Annotated in this window: 19 protein-coding genes and 1 pseudogene; 9 read left to right on the top strand and 11 right to left on the bottom strand. The window is 63.8% G+C overall.

Annotated features, from left to right (window positions below; translation table 11 throughout):
• Positions 1-79: 79 nt before the first annotated feature.
• The 4 genes from IEV75_RS06950 to IEV75_RS06935 are packed head-to-tail and all read right to left on the bottom strand — an operon-like array spanning position 80 to position 4,549.
• On the bottom strand, positions 80-880 hold the full coding sequence (locus IEV75_RS06950; RefSeq protein WP_188451837.1) for an enoyl-CoA hydratase/isomerase family protein: 801 nt from the start codon (positions 878-880) through the stop codon (positions 80-82).
• On the bottom strand, positions 880-2,037 hold the full coding sequence (locus IEV75_RS06945) for an acyl-CoA dehydrogenase family protein (protein ID WP_188451836.1): 1,158 nt from the start codon (positions 2,035-2,037) through the stop codon (positions 880-882). The genes IEV75_RS06950 and IEV75_RS06945 overlap by 1 nt, the downstream gene beginning before the upstream one ends.
• Positions 2,038-2,057: 20 nt before the next feature.
• Positions 2,058-3,668: an acyl-CoA carboxylase subunit beta gene (locus IEV75_RS06940; RefSeq protein ID WP_188451835.1), complete on the bottom strand. Its 1,611-nt coding sequence runs from the start codon at positions 3,666-3,668 to the stop codon at positions 2,058-2,060.
• On the bottom strand, positions 3,668-4,549 hold the full coding sequence (locus tag IEV75_RS06935; RefSeq protein WP_188451834.1) for an SDR family oxidoreductase: 882 nt from the start codon (positions 4,547-4,549) through the stop codon (positions 3,668-3,670). The genes IEV75_RS06940 and IEV75_RS06935 overlap by 1 nt, the downstream gene beginning before the upstream one ends.
• Positions 4,550-4,665: 116 nt before the next feature.
• On the opposite strand from IEV75_RS06935, the gene IEV75_RS06930 reads away from it, so the two are divergent.
• Positions 4,666-5,088 carry a MerR family transcriptional regulator gene (locus IEV75_RS06930; protein ID WP_188451833.1) on the top strand — a complete coding sequence of 141 codons (423 nt, stop codon included), beginning with the start codon at positions 4,666-4,668 and terminating at the stop codon, positions 5,086-5,088.
• Positions 5,089-5,177: 89 nt separating this feature from the next.
• Here the strand turns inward: IEV75_RS06930 and recF are convergent, their stop codons facing one another.
• The 7 genes from recF to mutM form a co-directional block, all read right to left on the bottom strand.
• Positions 5,178-6,323, bottom strand: coding sequence for a DNA replication/repair protein RecF (recF, locus tag IEV75_RS06925; protein ID WP_188451832.1), 1,146 nt, complete (start codon positions 6,321-6,323; stop codon positions 5,178-5,180).
• Between the two features lie 143 nt (positions 6,324-6,466).
• Positions 6,467-7,585, bottom strand: a complete 1,119-nt coding sequence (gene dnaN, locus IEV75_RS06920) for a DNA polymerase III subunit beta (protein WP_188451831.1) — start codon at positions 7,583-7,585, stop codon at positions 6,467-6,469.
• A 154-nt stretch (positions 7,586-7,739) separates the two neighbouring features.
• Positions 7,740-9,182, bottom strand: coding sequence for a chromosomal replication initiator protein DnaA (dnaA, locus tag IEV75_RS06915; RefSeq protein ID WP_217979681.1), 1,443 nt, complete (start codon positions 9,180-9,182; stop codon positions 7,740-7,742).
• A gap of 526 nt (positions 9,183-9,708) precedes the next feature.
• On the bottom strand, positions 9,709-9,975 hold the full coding sequence (gene rpsT, locus IEV75_RS06910) for a 30S ribosomal protein S20 (protein ID WP_188451829.1): 267 nt from the start codon (positions 9,973-9,975) through the stop codon (positions 9,709-9,711).
• Between the two features lie 143 nt (positions 9,976-10,118).
• A complete protein-coding gene (locus IEV75_RS06905) occupies positions 10,119-10,895 on the bottom strand; it encodes an enoyl-CoA hydratase (protein WP_188451828.1) in 777 nt (258 codons plus the stop codon).
• Between the two features lie 131 nt (positions 10,896-11,026).
• Positions 11,027-11,947, bottom strand: a complete 921-nt coding sequence (locus tag IEV75_RS06900; protein ID WP_188451827.1) for a TraB/GumN family protein — start codon at positions 11,945-11,947, stop codon at positions 11,027-11,029.
• Positions 11,948-12,070: 123 nt separating this feature from the next.
• Positions 12,071-12,943: a bifunctional DNA-formamidopyrimidine glycosylase/DNA-(apurinic or apyrimidinic site) lyase gene (mutM, locus tag IEV75_RS06895; RefSeq protein WP_188451826.1), complete on the bottom strand. Its 873-nt coding sequence runs from the start codon at positions 12,941-12,943 to the stop codon at positions 12,071-12,073.
• A gap of 98 nt (positions 12,944-13,041) precedes the next feature.
• Between mutM and IEV75_RS06890 the strand changes: the two genes are divergently transcribed.
• From IEV75_RS06890 to dut, 8 genes and pseudogenes are all read left to right on the top strand, one after another.
• Complete coding sequence (locus IEV75_RS06890; protein ID WP_188451825.1) at positions 13,042-13,719, top strand: YbaY family lipoprotein; 678 nt, start codon at positions 13,042-13,044, stop codon at positions 13,717-13,719.
• 55 nt (positions 13,720-13,774) lie between these two features.
• Positions 13,775-14,527: a bifunctional demethylmenaquinone methyltransferase/2-methoxy-6-polyprenyl-1,4-benzoquinol methylase UbiE gene (gene ubiE / locus IEV75_RS06885; protein WP_188451824.1), complete on the top strand. Its 753-nt coding sequence runs from the start codon at positions 13,775-13,777 to the stop codon at positions 14,525-14,527.
• A gap of 66 nt (positions 14,528-14,593) precedes the next feature.
• Entirely contained in the window at positions 14,594-16,141 is a 1,548-nt protein-coding gene (gene ubiB / locus IEV75_RS06880) for a 2-polyprenylphenol 6-hydroxylase (RefSeq protein WP_188451823.1), read from the top strand.
• 36 nt (positions 16,142-16,177) lie between these two features.
• Positions 16,178-16,405: an AbrB/MazE/SpoVT family DNA-binding domain-containing protein gene (locus IEV75_RS06875; RefSeq protein WP_188451822.1), complete on the top strand. Its 228-nt coding sequence runs from the start codon at positions 16,178-16,180 to the stop codon at positions 16,403-16,405.
• The gene (locus IEV75_RS06870) at positions 16,402-16,797 is read left to right on the top strand and encodes a type II toxin-antitoxin system death-on-curing family toxin (protein WP_188451821.1); all 396 of its coding nucleotides are present in this window, start codon (positions 16,402-16,404) and stop codon (positions 16,795-16,797) included. The genes IEV75_RS06875 and IEV75_RS06870 overlap by 4 nt, the downstream gene beginning before the upstream one ends.
• Positions 16,794-17,995: pseudogene (coaBC, locus tag IEV75_RS14055) on the top strand (bifunctional phosphopantothenoylcysteine decarboxylase/phosphopantothenate--cysteine ligase CoaBC). The gene IEV75_RS06870 and the pseudogene coaBC overlap by 4 nt, the downstream one beginning before the upstream one ends.
• 64 nt (positions 17,996-18,059) lie before the next feature.
• Positions 18,060-18,515: a hypothetical protein gene (locus tag IEV75_RS06860; protein WP_188451820.1), complete on the top strand. Its 456-nt coding sequence runs from the start codon at positions 18,060-18,062 to the stop codon at positions 18,513-18,515.
• Positions 18,516-18,539: 24 nt separating this feature from the next.
• Positions 18,540-18,989, top strand: a complete 450-nt coding sequence (dut, locus tag IEV75_RS06855; RefSeq protein WP_188451819.1) for a dUTP diphosphatase — start codon at positions 18,540-18,542, stop codon at positions 18,987-18,989.
• Position 18,990 lies beyond the last annotated feature (1 nt).

Below are 18,990 nucleotides of genomic sequence, written 5' to 3'. Positions count from 1 at the left end.
ACCCAGAGTTTATGAAGGACTGGGTTCCGGGTCTCGCAAGCTCGCCCGGAATGACGCGGGAATGAAATGTGGCTGGCACTCATCCCTGCACCCATTTGGCGGGGCGTTTCTCGATGAAGGCAGAAAGCCCCTCGGCTCCCTCCTCGCTGCGCACGGCAGCGGCAAACACCTTCGCCGCGTCATCAATAAGCGAACCGGCATCATGCAGCCGCGCGCGGCGCATCAGGCGCTTGGTTTGCGCGATCGCATCCGGCGCGCCTTTGCGGATGTCGGTGAGAACGGATTCCAGCGCCGTATTCATCGCATCCTCGCCCTCGTGCACACCATGGACGAGGCGCAGGCGCAACGCGCCCAGCGCATCGATTTTCCCGCCCGTGACGGCCAGGCGACGCGCTTCGGAATAGCCGAGCCGCTCCACGAGGAAAGGCGCGATCTGCGCCGGGACGAGGCCAAGCCCGGTTTCAGGCAGACGGAACAGTGCCGTCTCGCGTGCCAGCGCCACATCGGCCACGCACGCCAGGCCAAACCCGCCGCCCATTACCGCGCCTTCCAGCACCACGATCACCGGCAGGCCGGTCTCCGCATAGGCTTTGCATAAATGGCCGAACTGGGCGTTGACCTTCGCCGCCGGGTCCTGCCCATCCGGGCCGGGGCCTGCATAGGCCGCGCCCATATCCTTCACATCCCCGCCGGAGCAGAAATGCCCGCCTGCGCCTTTGAGGACGATGGCGCGCACGCCGTCGCTTTCAGCGCTTTTGAGCGCGGCCAACAGCTCGTCCACCATGGCCAGCGACATGGCGTTGCGGGTCTCCGGCCGGTTCAGCGTCACATGACGCACCCCGGCACGGGTTTCGATCAGGATTGTCTCGGGCGCGCTCATCAGTCCTTCCGGCGCTTGGGAAGAGTGCCTTCCAGCTTGCAGATAATGCCCAGCATGATCTCGTCGGTGCCACCACCAATGGAGATCAGGCGGCCATCGCGGAAGGAGCGGGCAATGGGGTTATCGGACGTGTAGCCCATGCCACCCCAGTATTGCAGGCAGCTATCGGCAACCTCGCGGGTCAGACGGCCGCATTTCAGCTTCGCCATGGAGGCGAGCCGGGTCACGTCCTTGCCTTCCATGAAATCCGCCACGGCGCGGTAGGTCAGCGCGCGCAGCGCCTCCACCTCGGTGCGAAGTTCAGCAAGGCGGAAATGGACAACCTGATTGTCCAGCACCGAATGGCCAAACGCCTTTCGGTCGCGCGTATATTCGATGGTCAGATCAATCGCCCGGTCGAGGCTTTTCAGCGAGGAGGCCGCGCCGAACAGGCGCTCCTCCTGGAATTGCAGCATCTGGTAGAGGAAGCCTGCGCCCTCATCCCCGATCCGGTTGCGCTTGGGCACCCGCACTTCATCGAAGAAGAGCTGGGCCGTGTCCGAGCAGTGCATGCCGATCTTGTGGATTTTCTGGCGCGTAATGCCCTTGGAATTCATCGGCACGATGATGAGGGATTTGTTGCCGTGAGCCGGACCGTCGGACGTGTTGGCCAGAAGGCAGCACCAGTCGGCCTTCATGCCATTGGTGATCCACATCTTGGTGCCGGTGATGACGTAATCATCTCCGTCCGATTTAGCTGTGGTTTTCAGCGCCGCCACGTCAGACCCGCCGCCCGGCTCCGACACGCCAAGACACACCACCGCATCGCCGGAGATGGCAGGGGCCAGAAACTCGGCGCGCAGCTCGTCAGAGCCGAAATTGGCCAGCGCAGGCGTTGCCATGTCGGTCTGCACGCCAATCGCCATCGGCACACCGCCGCAATTGACCAGGCCCAGCTCCTCGGCGAGCACCAGCGCATAGGAGAAATCGAGCCCCGCCCCGCCGAACTTCTCCGGCCAGCGCAGACCCAGAAGGCCCAGATCACCCATCTTCTTGAAAAGCTCGTGGGAGGGGAATTCTTCCGCCTTCTCCCACTCTTCCACGTGCGGATTGATCTCGGTCGCGATGAATTTGGCGATGGTATCGCGAAGCTGGTTATGTTCGGTGGTGAACTGCATGGGAGCGTTCCTTTAAGGGTCTAGAAGCGGGCCACGCCAAACGTGTTGGCGTTCAGCGTGCGGGCATCAGCCTCGGCACAGATATTCAGGCTCTCGGTGAGGATGGCGCGGGTATCGCGCGGGTCGATAATGCCGTCATCCCACAGCCGCGCCGTGCCAAAGAGGGCGTAGGACTGCTCCTCAAGCCCGGTGCGGATCATGTCGCTCATGGCTTTCAGGCCATCCTCATCGGTCGGCTGGCCGGCGCGCTCATTCTTGGCGCGGGTGATGATCTCCATCACCCTGGCGGCCTGCGCCCCGCCCATCACGGCGGTGCGCGCGGTTGGCCAGGCGAAGATGAAGCGCGGATCGAACCCGCGCCCGCACATGCCGTAATTGCCCGCCCCGTAGGAACCGCCAAGCACGATGGTGATCTTGGCGACGCGCGCATTGGCGACGGCCTGGATCATTTTCGAGCCATGCTTGATCGCACCGTCAGCCTCTGCCTTCGAGCCGACCATGTAGCCGGTGGTGTTCTGCAGGAAGATGAGCGGCGTGCCGGACTGGTCGCAAAGCTGGATAAACTGGCCCGCCTTCATCGAGCCTTCGGGCTGGATCGGGCCGTTATTGCCGAGAATTCCGACGAGGTGCCCGCCAATGCGGGCATGACCGCACACCGTCTCCGCGCCATAGCGCGCCTTGAATTCCAGGAAGTCCGACCCGTCCACAATGCGGGCGATAACCTCTTTCACATCATAGGGCGTGCGGTCATCGGCCGGGACAACGCCCAGCAATTCCTCGCTGGCGAATTTGGGCGGCGCACCCTGCCCCGGCGGGGTGGCGCCATCCCAGTTCAGCTTGTCCATGATCTCGCGGGCATAGGCGATGGCCTGCGCATCGTCCTCGGCGACATATTCGCCAAGGCCTGTCACCTCGCCATGGAGCTTTGCCCCGCCAAGGCTTTCATCGTCCGCGTCCTCGCCAATCGCAGCTTTGACCAGCGGCGGTCCGGCTAGGAAAATCTTCGAATTGCCCTTCACCAGCACGACATAATCCGACAGGCCCGGCAGATATGCCCCGCCTGCCGTCGACGAGCCATGCACGACGGCGATCTGCGGAATGCCGGCCGCCGAAAGCCGCGCCTGATTGGCAAAGCTGCGGCCGCCATCGACGAAAATCTCGGCCTGATAGAGCAGGTTTGCGCCGCCGGACTCCACCAGATGGATCATGGGCAGCTTGTTCTCTAACGCGATCTCTTGCGCGCGCAGGGCCTTTTTCAGGCCCATCGGCGCGACCGTGCCGCCTTTGATGGCGCTATCGGACGCGCCAATGATGACGCGCTTGCCGCACACCTGTCCGATGCCGACAATGGAGCCACCGCCCGACGCGCCCTTGTCCCCGTCATCATCATGCATTTTCAGGCCCGCCAGAGGCGATAGCTCCAGGAAGGGGGCATCCCGGTCAAGGAGCCGCGCTACGCGCTCGCGGGGCAGCAATTGCCCGCGCTTTTCAAAGTCGGCCCGCTTGCGCTCTGAATTGGCGCGGACCTTCTCTTCCAGCGCGCGCACTTCGGCGAGGCGCTCGGCCATCCTGTCGGCATTGGCGCGAAACTCATCGCTGGAGGCGTTGATGCGGGAGACCAGTAAGGGCATCAGTTTCCGCCTCCGCGCAGGACTTCCGGATCCACCGCCCGGTGGAAGCCATTATAGGCGGTGCTTTTCTCGTGATCGGGCAGCGGGAAGACTGCGCTGCCCAGCGGCGCACCGCCATCAATGGCCAGCGTCACGCCGGTGATGAAGCTCGCGCCCTCGCTAAGCAGGAACACGATGGCAGAGGACACTTCCGCCTCTGTGCCCATGCGTTTGGCGGGCAAGTGCTGGCGCAGATGCGGAATCATGGCGCGCACCGCACCGCCATAGGTATCCATGCCGGATGAGGCGATCCAGCCGGGCGCCACTGCGTTCACCCGCACGCCATATTGCGCCCACTCGAAGGCGGCAGTCTTGGTGAGGTTCGACATGCCCGCCCGCGCGGCGCCCGAATGGGCCATGCCGGGCATGCCGTTCCACATGTCTGCCGTCATGTTGACGACCGCCCCGCCATGTTCGGCCATGGAGGCCTCGAACACGGCGCGCATCATCAGGAAGCCGCCGGTCAGATTGGTCGCGATGACCGCGTCCCAGCCCTTCTTGGAAATGTCCTGCAGGTTCGCCGGGAATTGCCCGCCCGCATTGTTGACGAGGCCGTGGATGGGGCCGTGTTCGGCGACGATCTCCGCCACCGCGGCCTTCACGCCCTCTTCATCACGGATGTCAAAGCCCGCCATGTGGCAGATGCCACCATCCTCGGCGATTTCGGCGGCGACGCTTTCCAGCTTTTCCGGCTTGCGCCCGGTAATGATCACCTTTGCGCCAAGGCTTGCCAGCTCATGGGCCGCGCAGCGGCCAATGCCAGACCCGCCGCCAGTGACTACTATCGTCTTGCCGGCAAACAGATCATCGCGAAATACGCTGTCATACCCCTTGGCGGTCACTGGCGTGCATCTCCTCCCTGACTGGCCCGTCTGACGGGGCTCTTGTCATCTCCTTCAGGCTGGCGCATGCTTACGTATACGTCAAGCAGTTCTTGTAAGCGTCAGGCAGCGTGAAAATGGCTCAGGCATCGGCCAGCATGAAAGCGGATGAGACAGGCGAAACCCTTTACGGGATCGCCGATCTGGCCGCGCATTTCGACATAAGCCAGCGCACTATACGCTTCTATGAGGACAAGGGCCTCATCAGCCCGAAGCGCGTCGGCACGCAGCGCATCTATACAGAGACCGACCGCCAGCGCCTTTCGCTCATCCTGCGCGCCAAGGCCATTGGCTCGAAACTGTCGGAAATCCGCACCTTCCTCGAACTCTTCGGCCGTGAGGGCGAGGGCCGCGAGCGCCAGCTGCGCTATGTGATCGAGCGCACGGGCGAGAAGATCGCCGAACTGGAGGACAAGCGCCGCCAGATCGACGAGACGCTGGACGAGCTGCGCCTGATCCATGAGGGATCCAAGGAGCGGTTGCGGAAATTGAAGGGGTAGTTGTCCCCTCGTTTCCACGGCGAAAGCCGGTGCCCAGTCCTTTTCTGGATCCCGACTTTCGTCGGGAAAACGCGGTACGAAGCACGCAACTACCCTCGCACTGCCCTCCCCGCCTCCACGCTGACATATTGCACGCCCTCCCCGAACGCCTCGAAGAGGCCCTTCTCCACGCCGGTCAGCCAGGCCTGGCAGCCAATCGCGGCAATCGCGCGCGCGAGGCCTTCTCGCCGGTCAGAGTCGAGATGCGCGCACGCCTCATCAAAGATCATCACCGGCGCTGCCCCGCGCTCACGCGCCAGCGCCGCGCCATGAGCGAGCGCCAATCCCAGCAGCAGGGCTTTCTGCTCGCCGGTTGAACAGTCCGCCGCAACCTGATCCTTCTCCCGGTGGCGCGCCTCCAGCTCGGTGCGATGGGGGCCGGTCAGCGCCCGGCCCGCCGCGCCATCCTTGCGGCGCGTGTCTTTCAGGCGCTCGGCGAAGCGGGCTTCAGCCGCCGCCTCATCCTCGCCCAGAAGCCCCTCCAGATAGCCGGAGAGTGCCAGATCGGCCTTCGGGAAGGCAGATGCCGGGCGGTCATCAATCTCGCCCTGCAGGGCATTCAGGGCCGACAGGCGCGCACGCGCCATCGCGGTGCCAGCTTCAGCCATCTTGGCTTCGAGTGCGTCCAGCCATGACAGATCAACGCTGAGGCCTTCATCCATACGCTCCAGCAGGCGCTGGCGCTCACGCATCGCCTTGTCATACGCGTTGGCCTGCGTGCCGTGGCCCGGCTCGCCAGCCAGCACCAGCCGGTCAAAAAACCGCAAACGGTCACTGCGCGGGCCTGCCCAGAGCCGGTCTTCGCGCGGGGTGAGCCAGATCATCGGAAACAGGCGCGCGAGCTGGGTCTGGGTGGTGGCGACCCCTTCAAGGCGCGTCTTTCGGCGCGCGGGATTATCGGGGTCAGCACCGGTTGCCAGCGTGACCGGGCCGTCTACCGTTTCGGCCTCGGCATGTACCGCCCAGACGGGTGCCTCGCCTTCGCCAGACCGCTGGCGCACCGCGTCGGAACCGGCGGCACGCAAGCCCCGGCCCGGTCCCAGAAACGATACCGCTTCAACCAGATTGGTCTTGCCAGCGCCATTGGGCCCGAACAGGCAGACAGGGCGCGAATCCAGCGTCAGGTCCAGCCAGGCGTAATTGCGAAAGCCGGTGAGCTTCAGGCGGGTGACGGCGGCGCGGCTTGCCTTAGTCATTGCGAACTACTCCAGCCGGCACCGCAGAAGCCGCTCTTTAGCTCCGCAACGCATCCGCGTTGCGATGTTCCGCGAAAAGTCGCCGGCGCGCGTTCGCGCTTGCGGCGCTGCGCGCCGGGAACCCGGCACTGCCAGAACCGGCCCTACACCCGCAGCGGCATCAGCACGTATTCGGCGTCCGGATCGCCGGAATCGGTCACGCGCGTGGGCGAGCCGGAATCGGCAAACTCGAACATGGCTTCATCGCCAGCGATCTGCGCAGCCACATCCAGCAAATAGCGCGCATTGAAGCCGATCACGATTTCATCGGACGCGTAATCTGCATGCAGCTCTTCGCTGGCCGTGCCGCTTTCGGGATTGTTGACCGCCAGCACAAGCGTGGAATCCGACACGGTGAGCTTGATCGAGCGGGACTTCTCCTGACTGATCGTGGCCACCCGGTCGACGGCCTGCGCAAACGGGGCGCGGTCGACCTTCATGATCTTGTCATTGCCGCGCGGGATCACGCGTTCATAGTCCGGGAAGGTGCCGTCAATGAGTTTCGAGGTCAGCACGGCGGCGCCCAGCTCGAAGCGGATCTTGCCTTCGGAGACCTGCACGCGGATATCATCATCCACGTCTTCGAGCAGGCGGCGCAGTTCCTGAATGGGTTTGCGCGGCACGATGACGGCCGGCATGCCCTCGGCGCCAGAGGGCAGATCGGTTTCGGCCAACGCCAGACGGTGGCCGTCGGTCGCGACAGCGCGCAGCGTCTTGCGGCCATCCCGCTCGGCGGCGTGCAGATGGATGCCGTTGAGATAATAGCGCGTCTCTTCCGTCGAGATCGCAAAGCGGGTCTTGTCGATGAGACGGGCGAAGGAAGCGGCCGGCAGGGAGAAGCTGGTCGCGAGGTCCTCGGTCGGCATGACCGGGAAGTCGCCGGCGGGCAGTGCCGGCAGGTTGAAGCGCGAGCGCCCTGCGGAAAGCTGCAGGCGCGGATCGTCGCCGGCCATCTGCAAGGTCACATCCGCCCCTTCGGGCAGTTTGCGGGCAATCTCGTAGAGCGTGTGCGCCGGAGCCGTGACGATACCGGCCCGCTCCACATGGGCGGGGGCCTCTTCCACGATCTCTGTATCAAGGTCGGTTGCAGTAAGGCGCATATGCTGGCCATTGGCATTGATCAGCACGTTGGAGAGGATCGGGATGGTATTGCGCCGTTCCACCACCGCCTGGACGTGTCCAAGCGCTTTCAGGAGGGCCGCGCGCTCTATCGTGAGCTTCATCACTATCGCCTTTTGACCAGATTTGGCGGAAAGCCCGGCTAGCGCAGCCTCCCGCCTGACAGAATCGCTAGTAAACCGGGTTGTTCACCATAGACCAAAAAAAACGACCGCAAGAAGGGGTCTCTTGCGGTCGCCGGGGGGCGTTGCAGCACAATCAGCCGCGAAGACGCTTTCTGATGGCCTCGACATCCTCTGCCAGCAGCGGATCAGCGCCAAGCTGGGCGGTAATTTTCGTGACCGCATGGATGACCGTCGAGTGGTCGCGGCCGCCAAAGCGCCGTCCGATATCGGGCAGGGAGCGCGTGGTCATCGTCTTGGCGAGATACATGGCGATATGGCGCGGACGCACGACAGACTGCGTGCGGCGCTTGGAATTGATGTCGGAGGGCGTGATCGAGAAATAGGCGGCGACCGCCTTTTGTATCTCATCGACTGTGACGCGCTTTTCTGCCTTCACGGGCAGGTCACCCAGCACTTCCTCCACCGCCTCGATCGTGACCGGGCGCTCCATGTAGGCCGTACGCACGATGACATTGTTGAGCACGCCTTCGAGCTCCCGCGCGGAGCTGGTCACGCGGGCGGCCAGGAAATCGCGCACCTGTTCAGGCACGTCCAGATCCGGGCAGTGCGAACGCGCCTGCGCCACCTTGCAGTCAACGATCTTGCGGCGCAGGTCGAGATCGGGCCCGAACAACTCGCAGGCAAAGCCGCCGCGCAGCAGCGAACGCAGGCGCTCATCACCGACGCCCAGCTCGGCCGGCGCGCAATGCGATGCCAGCACCACCTGACGGTTCTCGGCGATCAGGGCCGCGATGGTGTGCAGGAACTCGCTCTCCGTGCTCGGCTTGCCGGCGATGAAATGCACGTCATCGATCAGCAGCACATCGCACGTGCGCACCTGGTCCTTGAAAGGCTGGACATCGCGCGCCCGCAGAGCCGACTGGAAGCCGTTGAGGAATTCCTCTGCGGTCAGGTAGAGCACCTTGCGGCCAGACTCGCCAAGGCTCACAGCATGGGCAATGGCGTTCAGCAGATGCGTCTTGCCCACCCCGTAGCCACCGTGGAAGAAGGCCGGATTGAAGGGCGGGGCCGAGGCGCCGGCAATGGCCTTGGCCGCCGTGCTCGCCATCGCATTGGCCGACCCCACCATGAAAGTGTTGAAGGTGAAGCGACCATCGCTGCGCGAGGCGCGCTCCGGTACGCCAAGCGCCGCAGACGCAGCGGAACCCGCCAGGGCATCGCGAACGGGTGCTGTTGCTACAGGCGCCGCGGGACGGACAGCTCCGGCACCATTGGCAGGCACGCGGCGTTCTTCGCGAGCGCCGGCGCGCGCTGCCGGGACGCCCTCGCAGCAGATCACTATATCGCGCGGACCGGCATCAAAGGTCGTCCACAAGGCCCGCAGACGGGCACCGAGATTGTCCTCCACCCAGGCGCGGCCGAAATCGTTGGCGCAGATGATCTGGATGGAGCCATTGGCATCCTCTGCCACGCGCAGGCGCGCGATCTCGGATACATAGATGACATCACCGTATTCCTGACGCAGCCGGGCGCGTACATCGCGCCAGACCTCGCTGACGGCCGGCACTCCCTGCATGACGCCCCGCTGCTGTGTTCTGGCGTTAGAAACTGAGTTATTCAGCCCCATTAGTCCCCAACCTCAAACCTGTCGGCCGCAGGCTACGTCCCGCAGCTATTACGTTGATTTCAAACAAGACTTCCCCGTCCGGCGGCGAGCCATGTGCTCGCCCCCGCAGCCCGCTGTCGGTCCGTATGGAGATCAGTCGCGTCGGTTCAGACAGGTTAGCCAGAGCGGCGGGGGAATCAACATCATTAACCGTGATTCCGGATCGATTCGGCGCTTGACAAGGAGATTTCCCTGATTGCGCTGGACGTTGCGCAGTGAAAAAAATTTCAGTGCCGGTTTACGTTCCGCAGGCGTTCATGGCGCCGGGCGTTTCGAGCTGCGGACGGACAGAGAAATAGCAGCCGGGAAGGTTGCCGGAACACCTTGTGCAACAGGCCTGCCCGACGATTTTCCAAACAGAAAACCAACAAAAAAGCGTGCCTGCAGAGTTCCTGCAGACACGCTCTAAACTTATCCGGCTAAGGACGAGTTTTGACTAGGCGTTCATCGACTTCACACGGGCCGAAAGGCGCGAAACCTTCCGCGAGCCGGTGTTCTTGTGGATGACACCCTTGGAGACGGCGCTCATCACCTCGGATTCGGCCGCACGCAGTGCGTCACGGGCTTCGGCCTGGTTGCCGGCTGCGATGGCCAGCTCGACCTTTTTCACGAAGGTGCGCATGCGCGAGCGGCGGGTTTTGTTGATGGCGGTACGGCGCGCAATCTTGCGCACCATCTTTTTCGCCGAACTCGTATTCGCCATGGATACTCCAGGGGCCTGAAACAGTCGTTGAAACGTATTTTACTCACCGTCGCGCCGCGCCCTTTGAAAGGCAAGCGTTGAGCGAAGTGAGGCGCGGCGTATACCCGTGCGCCCCGGCTTCGTCAACCGCGGCGCGTGCTAAATCAGCGATGGCGGAAATGCGCAGCGCGCTTGCTGGCAAAGGCGGCCATGCCTTCCTTCTGGTCTTCGGTGGCAAACTGGGACTGGAAGACGCGGCGTTCAAAGCGGATGCCTTCGGTCAGGCCCATTTCATACGCCATGTTCACCGCCTCCTTGGTCATCATCGCGATGGGCAGGGATTTGGCAGCGATGGCCTCGGCGGCTTCCATGGCCGTGTCGAGCAGGTCGTCAGCGGGCACGATGCGCGAGACCAGGCCGGCACGCTCGGCCTCCTCGGCATTCATCATGCGGCCCGTAAGGCACATGTCCATGGCCTTGGACTTGCCGACAGCGCGCGGCAGGCGCTGGGTACCACCGGCTCCCGGCATCACGCCGAGATTGATCTCGGGCTGGCCGAACTTCGCGGTTTCAGCCGCAATGATGAAATCGCACATCATGGCGATCTCGCACCCGCCGCCCAGCGCATAACCGGCAACAGCGGCAATGACCGGCTTGCGGAAGCGGGCCACCGATTCCCAGCTCTTCGCGAACGGGTCATGCATGTAGAGCGAGACGAAATCGCGATCCTGCAATTCCTTGATATCGGCCCCGGCAGCAAATGCCTTGGCCGAACCGGTGAGGACCACACAGCCGATGCCCTCATCGGCCTCGAACGCGTCCAGCGCCGATGCCAGCTCCGAGGTCAGCTCGTCACACAGCGCGTTGAGCGCCGAGGGGCGGTCAAACGTGATGACGCCGACACGGCCCTCGGTTTTGGTCTGGATCGTCTTGTAGGCCATCTTGAGCCCTCCTTGAGGATGACACCGCCTGGACGGTGCCGCGAAGTTCGATGCGGCGGCTTCCATACAGGAAGCCCGCCCCGGGGTCGACACCCCGGGGCGGGCGATATGTGCATATCGATGGTGCAGGCCTAGCGGCGCGTGACTTCGTAGCCTTCAGCCCGCAAGAGCTCGACCACACCCTGCTCACCGGGAAGATGACCGGCACCGACGGCGACAAAATGCGTGCCTCCGGTATCCAGCATGGCCGTGATCTGCGGCACCCAGTCGCGATTGCGTGCCACCATGATCGCTTCATACAGCTCGGCGCTGGCATCACGGATGGAGCCGTTCACCTGTGCGTCCAGCGTGTCCATGTCGCCAGTTGCCCAGGCGGTGACCATGCGGTCCATTTCACTGCGCAGATCACCCATCTCTTCCAGGCTGACCCGCAGCCATTCGATCTGGGTATCCATGGACAGGTCGGAGAGAATGCGCAGCTGGCCCTCGGCCGTTTCGAAATAATCGAGCTGCTTGCCTAGTGTATTGGCCTCGGCGCTCAGCACCGCCTCGACGCCCGTCGCCGGATTGAAGCCCAGGGATTGCAGCTGCAGGGCGCCCAGCGTAATGCCGGCAAGCCAGGGCTGGACAGGTTCGAAATTGCCTGCGGGAACACCCAGCTCTGCCGTCTGTGCCTCGAAGGCGGCGTAAGTATCTGCCCCCAGCAGGGAGGACAGGGTGACGCCTTGCGGGTTCAGCCCGAGCTGCGGGATCAGCGACTGCATCTGCGCCTGGGCCTCAGGGCTGAGGACATCGGCCTCGAACCATACCGTATCGGCCTCGGCAAAGGCGGTGTTCACCGCATCGGAGCGCCAGTCGAGCGCGTCCGGCAGCAGGTGGAAGGTGCCGAACAGATGGACGGTCGCGCCATCGGCTTCGATCGTCCACAGGGCCGGAGAGGCCTCAATGGCGGCATAATCCTGTGCGTAGCTTCGTTCCAGGGAGGAGAGCCCAACCCCGGCCAGGAAGCCCAGCGCGGCAATTGCCGCTTGTCTGATGGTGTTTTTCAACATGGGTCTGACCTTCTTGTTGTGTATCCGGGCTACCCCGCCGGGACAGCCATGAGAGCTTGATATCAAACGGAATGTTATATGTCTACAACATTTTGGATGACATATTTGTAACTTCCGTCGGGATCATCGCTGACAATCGGGACAGAAGAACGTGGACCGCCCCTGTTGCACGATGCGGGAAACCGGCTTGCCGCACACCCGGCCGCCCGCGCCGCGGCAAGTCTCGCCCTCGCGCCCATAGGCGTCAAACCTGTGCTGGAAATAGCCTAGCGCCCCGTCTGCGCCCGCATAATCGCGCAAGGTGGATCCGCCCGCATCAATCGCCTCGGAAATCACGTTGCGTACCGCCACCGCCAGCCGTTCGGCGCGTTCACCGGCAATGGTGTGGGCCAGCCGCCTGGGGCTGATGCGCGCGCGCCAGAGGGCCTCGCACACATAGATATTGCCCAGCCCCGCCACGACGCGCTGATCCAGCAATGCGGTCTTGATGGGTGAGCGCCGTCCTTTCAGCGCTGCGGCCAGATGTGGCCCGGAAAACAAATTGGAATCCGGTTCAGGCCCGAGCTGCGCCAGATAGGGGTTTTGAGCTTCCAGCGCGGTGTCAAAAAGCGTCATGAAGCCGAACCGGCGGGGATCATTATAGGTGATCGTCACCCCGCCCTCCATCTCCAGCACGACATGGTCATGGGCCGGGTTGGCGGGCGCGGCATAGACAAAGTCTCCCGGCTGGCGCGCCATATCGTCTGCCAGAATCGAGAACCGCCCCGACATGCCCAGATGCATGAGCAGGGTTTCGCCTGAACCCAGCCGCGCCAGCAAGTATTTCGCGCGCCTGTCGAGGCGCTCCACCTGCGTGCCGGTCAGGCGCTCAGCCATCCGGTCAGGAAAGGCAAAGCGCAGATCCTTGCGGTTCAGCCGCGCAGACACGATCCGCCGCCCCTCCATCGCCGGGATGAGGCCCCGGCGGACGGTCTCGACCTCGGGTAGTTCGGGCATGGCAGGGCTCCGTCACAGGCTGGGTGCGTCTTCCAGCTTAGAATGTGGCCGCGCGCTGTGCTAAGGCCAGTGCCAGCTTCACTGGGAGACACTCCGACATGGTCCGGCTGCTGGCTGCGATTATCACGCTTTGCTTCATACTGACCGCGGCGTGCTCGCCTTTTGACGAGACCGCGCCGCGCACGCTGACAGCGAGCTTAAGCGTTGGCGAGCCGGTGCGCCTGCCCGATGGCACAGCCGTGCTGGTCGAGCTGATACCGGCAAGCGGAGGCGGTGATGCTGTGGCCGAGGCGAGCGCCGTGCTTGATGGCGCCGACCTGCCGCTAGAGGTGAGCCTGACTATTGATCCGGCGCGGCTGGAGGACGGGCAAAGCTATTCCGTGCGCGCGGCCCTCGCCTGGGACGGCGAACTGCACTGGTTGAGCGCGCCGGTGCCGGTGGATGTCCGCCAGATGCGCATTGATGCCGGCGTGATACGCCTTGATCCGTTCGACACCGGCCTGACCGGTACGGCTGAAGAGACCGTTACGATCGATGCAGAGGAAGCCATTTTCCTGTGCGGGGACGCTCTGGTCATCCTCAATCGCGATGCGGACGGTGCCAGCCTGTCTGTAGCAGATACCGAATACGCGCTTGGCGCCGCCATGGCGGGCGACTCCGAAGGTGTTCTGCGCCATGAAAGCGCGGACGGGCAGACATGGTTCGATGATGCCGGGGCCACGGCGCGCTATGCGCTCGAGGGTGAAACCGGACCGGACTGCGTGCGTCTTTACTGAGCGGCGCGTTTCGCCGCACTGGCGGCTTTCAACGACGAAGGCTAGGCTCGACACCATGAGCGATACCAACACCACATCCTTCGGCTTTCGCGAGGTGCCTCGCGAGGAAAAACAGGGCCTTGTGCGCAGCGTGTTCGACCGCTCCGCGCGCCGCTATGACCTGATGAATGATGTGATGAGCCTTGGCATCCACCGGGTCTGGAAAGACATCACCATCACCCGCGCAAGGCCCAAGCCCGGCGAGCGGCTGATCGATGTGGCCGGCGGTACAGGCGATCTCGCCCGCGCCTTCATCGAGCGCTCGAAGCGCCCCGGCCAGAGGCCGGCCACCGCCATCGTTGCCGACATCAACGAGGAAATGCTGAACGCCGGGATCAAGCGCGGCCAGGCAGACGGCATTGAATGGGCCGTCGCCAATGCCGAGTGCCTGCCCTTTGACGATAAGAGCGCCGACTGCGTGATGATCGGCTTCGGCATCCGCAATGTCACAGACCGGCTGCAGGCCTTGCGGGAAATGCACCGCGTGCTCAAGCCCGGCGGACGCTTCCTGTGCCTTGAGTTCTCCCGCCCCGTCACGCGCGCCATCGCCAATGTTTATGATCTGTGGTCGTTCAAGGCGATTCCGGAGCTGGGCGCGCTCATCGCGAAGGATCGCGACAGCTATCAGTATCTGGTGGAATCCATCCGCCGCTTCCCCCACCAGGAGGCGTTTGCCGCAGAGCTGCGCGAGGCCGGTTTTGGGCAAGTCTCGGTGACGAACCTGTCGGGCGGCATCGCAGCCCTGCACACAGGCTGGCGGGTAAGTTGACGGTAAAAGCGCCGCACATGCGCCCTCTCGCCAAACTGGCGATAGCCGCCTAAACCTCACGGCGCGATGTTTGGACCTGTCTTCACCTTTTTCCGGCTTATGCGCGCGGCGTGGACGCTGGCACGCCACGACGCCATGTTCCCGGTCGAGTACCAGGCCGTCTTCCCGGCCCCCGCGAGGCTGGCCGGGCGCTTGGCCCGCCTTGTCGCCATACGTGGCCGTGCGGACAATCCCGGCGAGCGGCTGGCCCGCGCGCTGGAAGAGTTGGGGCCGTCCTATGTGAAGCTGGGCCAGGTGCTGGCCACCAGAGCCGACGTGGTGGGCGTGCATTTCGCGCGCGGCCTGTCGCGCCTGCAGGACCGGATGAACCCGTTTCCCGATGCCGAGGCCCGAAAGGTTGTCGAAACCGAACTGGAAGCACCGGTAGAAACGCTGTTTGCCGAGTTCGGCCCGCCCGCGGCCGCGGCCTCCATCGCTCAGGTCCACAAGGCGGTCACGCACAACGGCCAAACCGTCGCGGTGAAGGTGCTGCGCCCCGGCATCGATCAGCGCATCCACAAAGACATTGCCGTGCTGCGCATGGGCGCTGGGCTGGCCGTGCGCTTCTTTCCGGCTTCGCGTCGGATGGAGCCGCGCGCCTTTGTCGAAACGGTAGCGCGCTCTCTGGTGCTGGAGCTGGATCTGCGCATGGAGGCAGCCGGTGCCAGCGAACTGATGGAAGCCGCCGTCGCCGCGCAGAACCTGCACATCCCGGAAGTCATCTGGCCGCTGACATCGAAGCGCGTGCTGACCACTGAATGGATCGACGCAATACCGCTGACCGATATCGACGCTGTCGAGGCGGCAGGCGTCGACCGGGTGAAACTCGCCTCGGACATCACCGATGCCTTCCTCACCTGCGCTCTGGAGCGCGGCGCATTTCACGCCGACATGCATGCGGGCAATCTGTTCGTGGGGCGGGACGGAAAGTTGTGGGCCGTGGATTTTGGCATCGTGGGACGGCTTGAAGGCCCGGAGCGGCGCTATCTCGCCCGCATCCTTCACGGCTTCCTTACACGTGATTATGACCGCGCAGCCGATGCCCATTTCGATGCCGGCTATGTGCCGTCCCATCATGCCCGCGCCGATTTCTCCGCTGCGCTGCGTTCGGTGGCCGAGCCGATTTTCGGCAAGCGCGCCGACGAGGTGCCGATGTCACGCGTACTCCTGCAGCTCTTCGAGGTGACCGAGCTGTTCGACATGCATCTGCAGCCACAGCTCATCCTCTTGCAGAAGACCATGGTGCAGGTGGAAGGCGTGTGCCGCACCCTCACCCCGGCTCACGATATGTGGGAATCGTCCGCGCCTGCCGTAGAGCGCTTCATGCGCCGCGAGCTGGGCCCGGAGGGGCGGATCCGGGACGTTTTGCGTGATCTGGAGCGGCTGCACACCAGCCTTGTTGCCCTGCCCGTCACGCTGGAGCGCCTGACCGAGGCCGCCGAGCGGATGAACACGCCTGAACAGGTGTCCGCACCAGTCAGGCGCGGCTGGTTCACCGGCATGCTCATTGCCATCACAACGGCCAGCCTCACCGTGCTGCTCACCCTTGCCCTGACAGGCCGACTTGAAATGTAAGCACGACTGTGCTTATATATGGGCCAGAGGTGTATGATGACGATTACCGTAAAGCTGACCAAGCAGGGCAATTCGACGGGCGTCCGGCTTCCGAAGGAAGTACTGGAAAGGGCGGGGCTTAACCGTGGCGATGAGGTTACGCTCGAAGTCACCGGTGGCCGCGTCACCCTGGTAAAGTCCGAGGCACCTTATAGCGCGGCGATGTCCGCCTACGAGGAATGCCGGACGCGCTATAGCAAGACCCTCGAAGATCTCGCCAAATGAGCCACGACATCCGGCTCCTGCCGCTGTCGGCCATACTGGACGCCTATGAACGCGAGATGGACGCCACCGGCGGCGCACGTGGTCTGCGTGATGAAGGCGCTTTGAATTCCGCCATCAGCAGGGCAGAAAACAAACTCGCCTACGCAGACCCGGCGCCACAAATCCATGATCTGGCCGCCAGCATCGGATTTGGCATAGCGAGAAACCATCCTTTTCTGGACGGCAACAAGCGCATGGCATTCATCGCCAGCTATATGATGCTAAGGATCAATGGCTGGTATCTGGACGCGACCGAACGCGACGCGACGCGCACAGTGCTCGCTCTGGCAGACGGCTCCCTGGACGAGGCGGGCTTTGCCGCCTGGCTGAAGCAATGGTCTTATAAGTTATGAGCACCCGCATCCTTCTCATCATTTCCGGCGGTATCGCCGCCTACAAATCGCTGGAACTGATCCGCGAGTGGAAGCGGCGCGGCGTTGGCGTGAGCTGCATCCTCACCGATGCGGCCAAGCAGTTCGTGACGCCGATGAGCGTGGCCGCCCTGTCAGGTGAGAAGGCCTATGACAACCTGTTTTCGCTCACTGACGAGACCGAGATGGGCCATATCGAGCTGTCGCGCTCGGCAGAGCTGATCGTGGTCGCACCGGCGACCGCCAACATCATGGCCAAGGCCGCGCACGGGCTGTGCGATGATCTGGCTTCCACCGCCTTGCTGGCCACTGACAAGCCGGTGCTGATGGCGCCTGCGATGAATGTGCGCATGTGGGAGCACGCGGCCACACAGGCCAATCTGGAAACCCTGAAAAGCCGGGGCATCACTTTCGTGGGTCCTGATGAAGGCGAGATGGCCTGCGGCGAGTTTGGTCCGGGCCGCATGGCCGAACCTGTGCAGATTGCCGAAGCGGCCCTTGCCGTTCTGAACCGATGAAAGCGCCGCACATTATCGTTACGGCAGGGCCTACGGTGGAGCCCATCGACCCTGTCCGCTTCCTGTCCAACCATTCTTCCGGACGGCAGGGCTATGCGCTGGCCGCGGCGCTGCTGGCCCGCGGCGCGCGCGTCACGCTGGTCTCCGGGCCGGTGAATATCGAGCCGCCAGCGGGCGCCGATCTGATCAAGGTCCAGACCGCGCTGGAGATGCGCGGCGCGGTGATGGCGGCCCTGCCCGCCGACGGGTTCATAGCGGTTGCCGCCGTGGCCGACTGGCGGCCGGCAACTCGCCATGCCAGCAAGATAAAAACCGACAAGAAGGGCTTTGCGAGCCTTCAGCTGGTGGAGAACCCGGACATCCTTAAAGACGTGTCCGGCCTTGCGGAAGGACGCCCGCGCCTTGCGGTCGGTTTTGCCGCCGAGACGGCCCCGGACACCGACACTCTTGAGGCCCTGGCGCGGGCAAAGCTGGACCGCAAGGGATGCGATCTCATCATCGCCAATGATGTATCGGGCGACGCCATGGGCGGAGCGGAAAATGCGGTGCTGATCGTTTCGCGCGGCGAAACGCAAGCTCTGGCGCGCGCGCCGAAGGACGTGATTGCGGCGCAACTGGCTGATTCACTGATGGCCTTGTTAAACACACATTCGCAGCGTTAGGCTCACGCCCGCCTTGGCCGCCAGACGGGCACGCCCGTTCACGGCCGCTATCAGGAGTTTCTCCATGAAGAGATTGTTCGCCAGCGGAGCCGCCCTTGTTGCAAGTCTGGCGGCTGGCGCGCCTGCATTTGCCGACTGCTTCGCGATTCCGGGCACTGCCGGTGCTCAGCCGACTGTGATCCAGGGTTTTAATGTGCGCGAGGCCGCAGCCCGCCCTGGCCCGCTGCAATTGCCCCCCCTGCCGGAAGGGACCGGCGCGATCCTCTGCGACCGCGAGAGCGTTGTGCCTGACCGCAACGACTTCAAGGTCCTGCTGGCCGGCCTGCCGCTGATGATCCGCGCGGGCACTCCGGAAGACCCCACCGTGGTGAGCATGGGCATTCAGGATGGCGATTATGCCATCGGCGTCATGATGGGCTCGCTGACCGATGAGGAACGTCAGGGCATCATCTCGACTGTCGAAGGCTTTGACGACAGCATTGACGAGATGGAACGCTGGATGGAAGAAAACCCGCAATAGCGGCTTCCGGCGGGGGATTCTTTCATGGTTCAGGTGCGCATAAAGGCGCTGGAGCATTTCGCGGGCCTGGACCTTCCCCGCTATCAGACACCGGGATCGGCGGGCATGGATCTGCCTGCCGCGCTCCCGGCCGACGCGCCGGTTACCCTGCAGCCGGGTGAGTGGCAGCTGATCCCGACCGGGCTGGCGATTGCCCTTCCCGAAGGCTATGAGGCGCAGGTGCGTCCGCGCTCCGGGCTTGCCGCCAAGTTCGGCATTTCGTGTGTGAACACGCCCGGCACGATTGATGCCGACTATCGCGGCGAGGTCCGCGTGAACCTCATCAATCATGGCCGCGAACCTTTCACGGTGCGGCGGGGCGAGCGCATAGCCCAGATGGTCATCGCGCCGGTCGTGCAGGCCGAGCTGATACCGGCTGACACGCTGGACGAGACACAGCGCGGTGAGGGCGGGTTCGGATCGACGGGCGTGTAAG

This window comes from Glycocaulis albus, assembly GCF_014639075.1.
Lineage (GTDB): Bacteria > Pseudomonadota > Alphaproteobacteria > Caulobacterales > Maricaulaceae > Glycocaulis > Glycocaulis albus.
Note: the sequence above shows the minus strand (reverse complement) of the source record. Positions and strands in the feature narration are given on the sequence as shown.

Bases quoted from the DNA above. Each gene is read 5' to 3' on its own strand.
- IEV75_RS06950 (WP_188451837.1), bottom strand. From the start codon at position 880: ATGAGCGCGCCCGAGACAATCCTGATCGAAACCCGTGCCGGGGTGCGT.
- IEV75_RS06945 (WP_188451836.1), bottom strand. From the start codon at position 2,037: ATGCAGTTCACCACCGAACATAACCAGCTTCGCGATACCATCGCCAAA.
- IEV75_RS06940 (WP_188451835.1), bottom strand. From the start codon at position 3,668: ATGCCCTTACTGGTCTCCCGCATCAACGCCTCCAGCGATGAGTTTCGC.
- IEV75_RS06930 (WP_188451833.1), top strand. From the start codon at position 4,666: ATGGCTCAGGCATCGGCCAGCATGAAAGCGGATGAGACAGGCGAAACC.
- recF (WP_188451832.1), bottom strand. From the start codon at position 6,323: ATGACTAAGGCAAGCCGCGCCGCCGTCACCCGCCTGAAGCTCACCGGC.
- dnaN (WP_188451831.1), bottom strand. From the start codon at position 7,585: ATGAAGCTCACGATAGAGCGCGCGGCCCTCCTGAAAGCGCTTGGACAC.
- dnaA (WP_217979681.1), bottom strand. From the start codon at position 9,182: ATGCAGGGAGTGCCGGCCGTCAGCGAGGTCTGGCGCGATGTACGCGCC.
- rpsT (WP_188451829.1), bottom strand. From the start codon at position 9,975: ATGGCGAATACGAGTTCGGCGAAAAAGATGGTGCGCAAGATTGCGCGC.
- IEV75_RS06905 (WP_188451828.1), bottom strand. From the start codon at position 10,895: ATGGCCTACAAGACGATCCAGACCAAAACCGAGGGCCGTGTCGGCGTC.
- IEV75_RS06900 (WP_188451827.1), bottom strand. From the start codon at position 11,947: ATGTTGAAAAACACCATCAGACAAGCGGCAATTGCCGCGCTGGGCTTC.
- mutM (WP_188451826.1), bottom strand. From the start codon at position 12,943: ATGCCCGAACTACCCGAGGTCGAGACCGTCCGCCGGGGCCTCATCCCG.
- IEV75_RS06890 (WP_188451825.1), top strand. From the start codon at position 13,042: ATGGTCCGGCTGCTGGCTGCGATTATCACGCTTTGCTTCATACTGACC.
- ubiE (WP_188451824.1), top strand. From the start codon at position 13,775: ATGAGCGATACCAACACCACATCCTTCGGCTTTCGCGAGGTGCCTCGC.
- ubiB (WP_188451823.1), top strand. From the start codon at position 14,594: ATGTTTGGACCTGTCTTCACCTTTTTCCGGCTTATGCGCGCGGCGTGG.
- IEV75_RS06875 (WP_188451822.1), top strand. From the start codon at position 16,178: ATGACGATTACCGTAAAGCTGACCAAGCAGGGCAATTCGACGGGCGTC.
- IEV75_RS06870 (WP_188451821.1), top strand. From the start codon at position 16,402: ATGAGCCACGACATCCGGCTCCTGCCGCTGTCGGCCATACTGGACGCC.
- IEV75_RS06860 (WP_188451820.1), top strand. From the start codon at position 18,060: ATGAAGAGATTGTTCGCCAGCGGAGCCGCCCTTGTTGCAAGTCTGGCG.
- dut (WP_188451819.1), top strand. From the start codon at position 18,540: ATGGTTCAGGTGCGCATAAAGGCGCTGGAGCATTTCGCGGGCCTGGAC.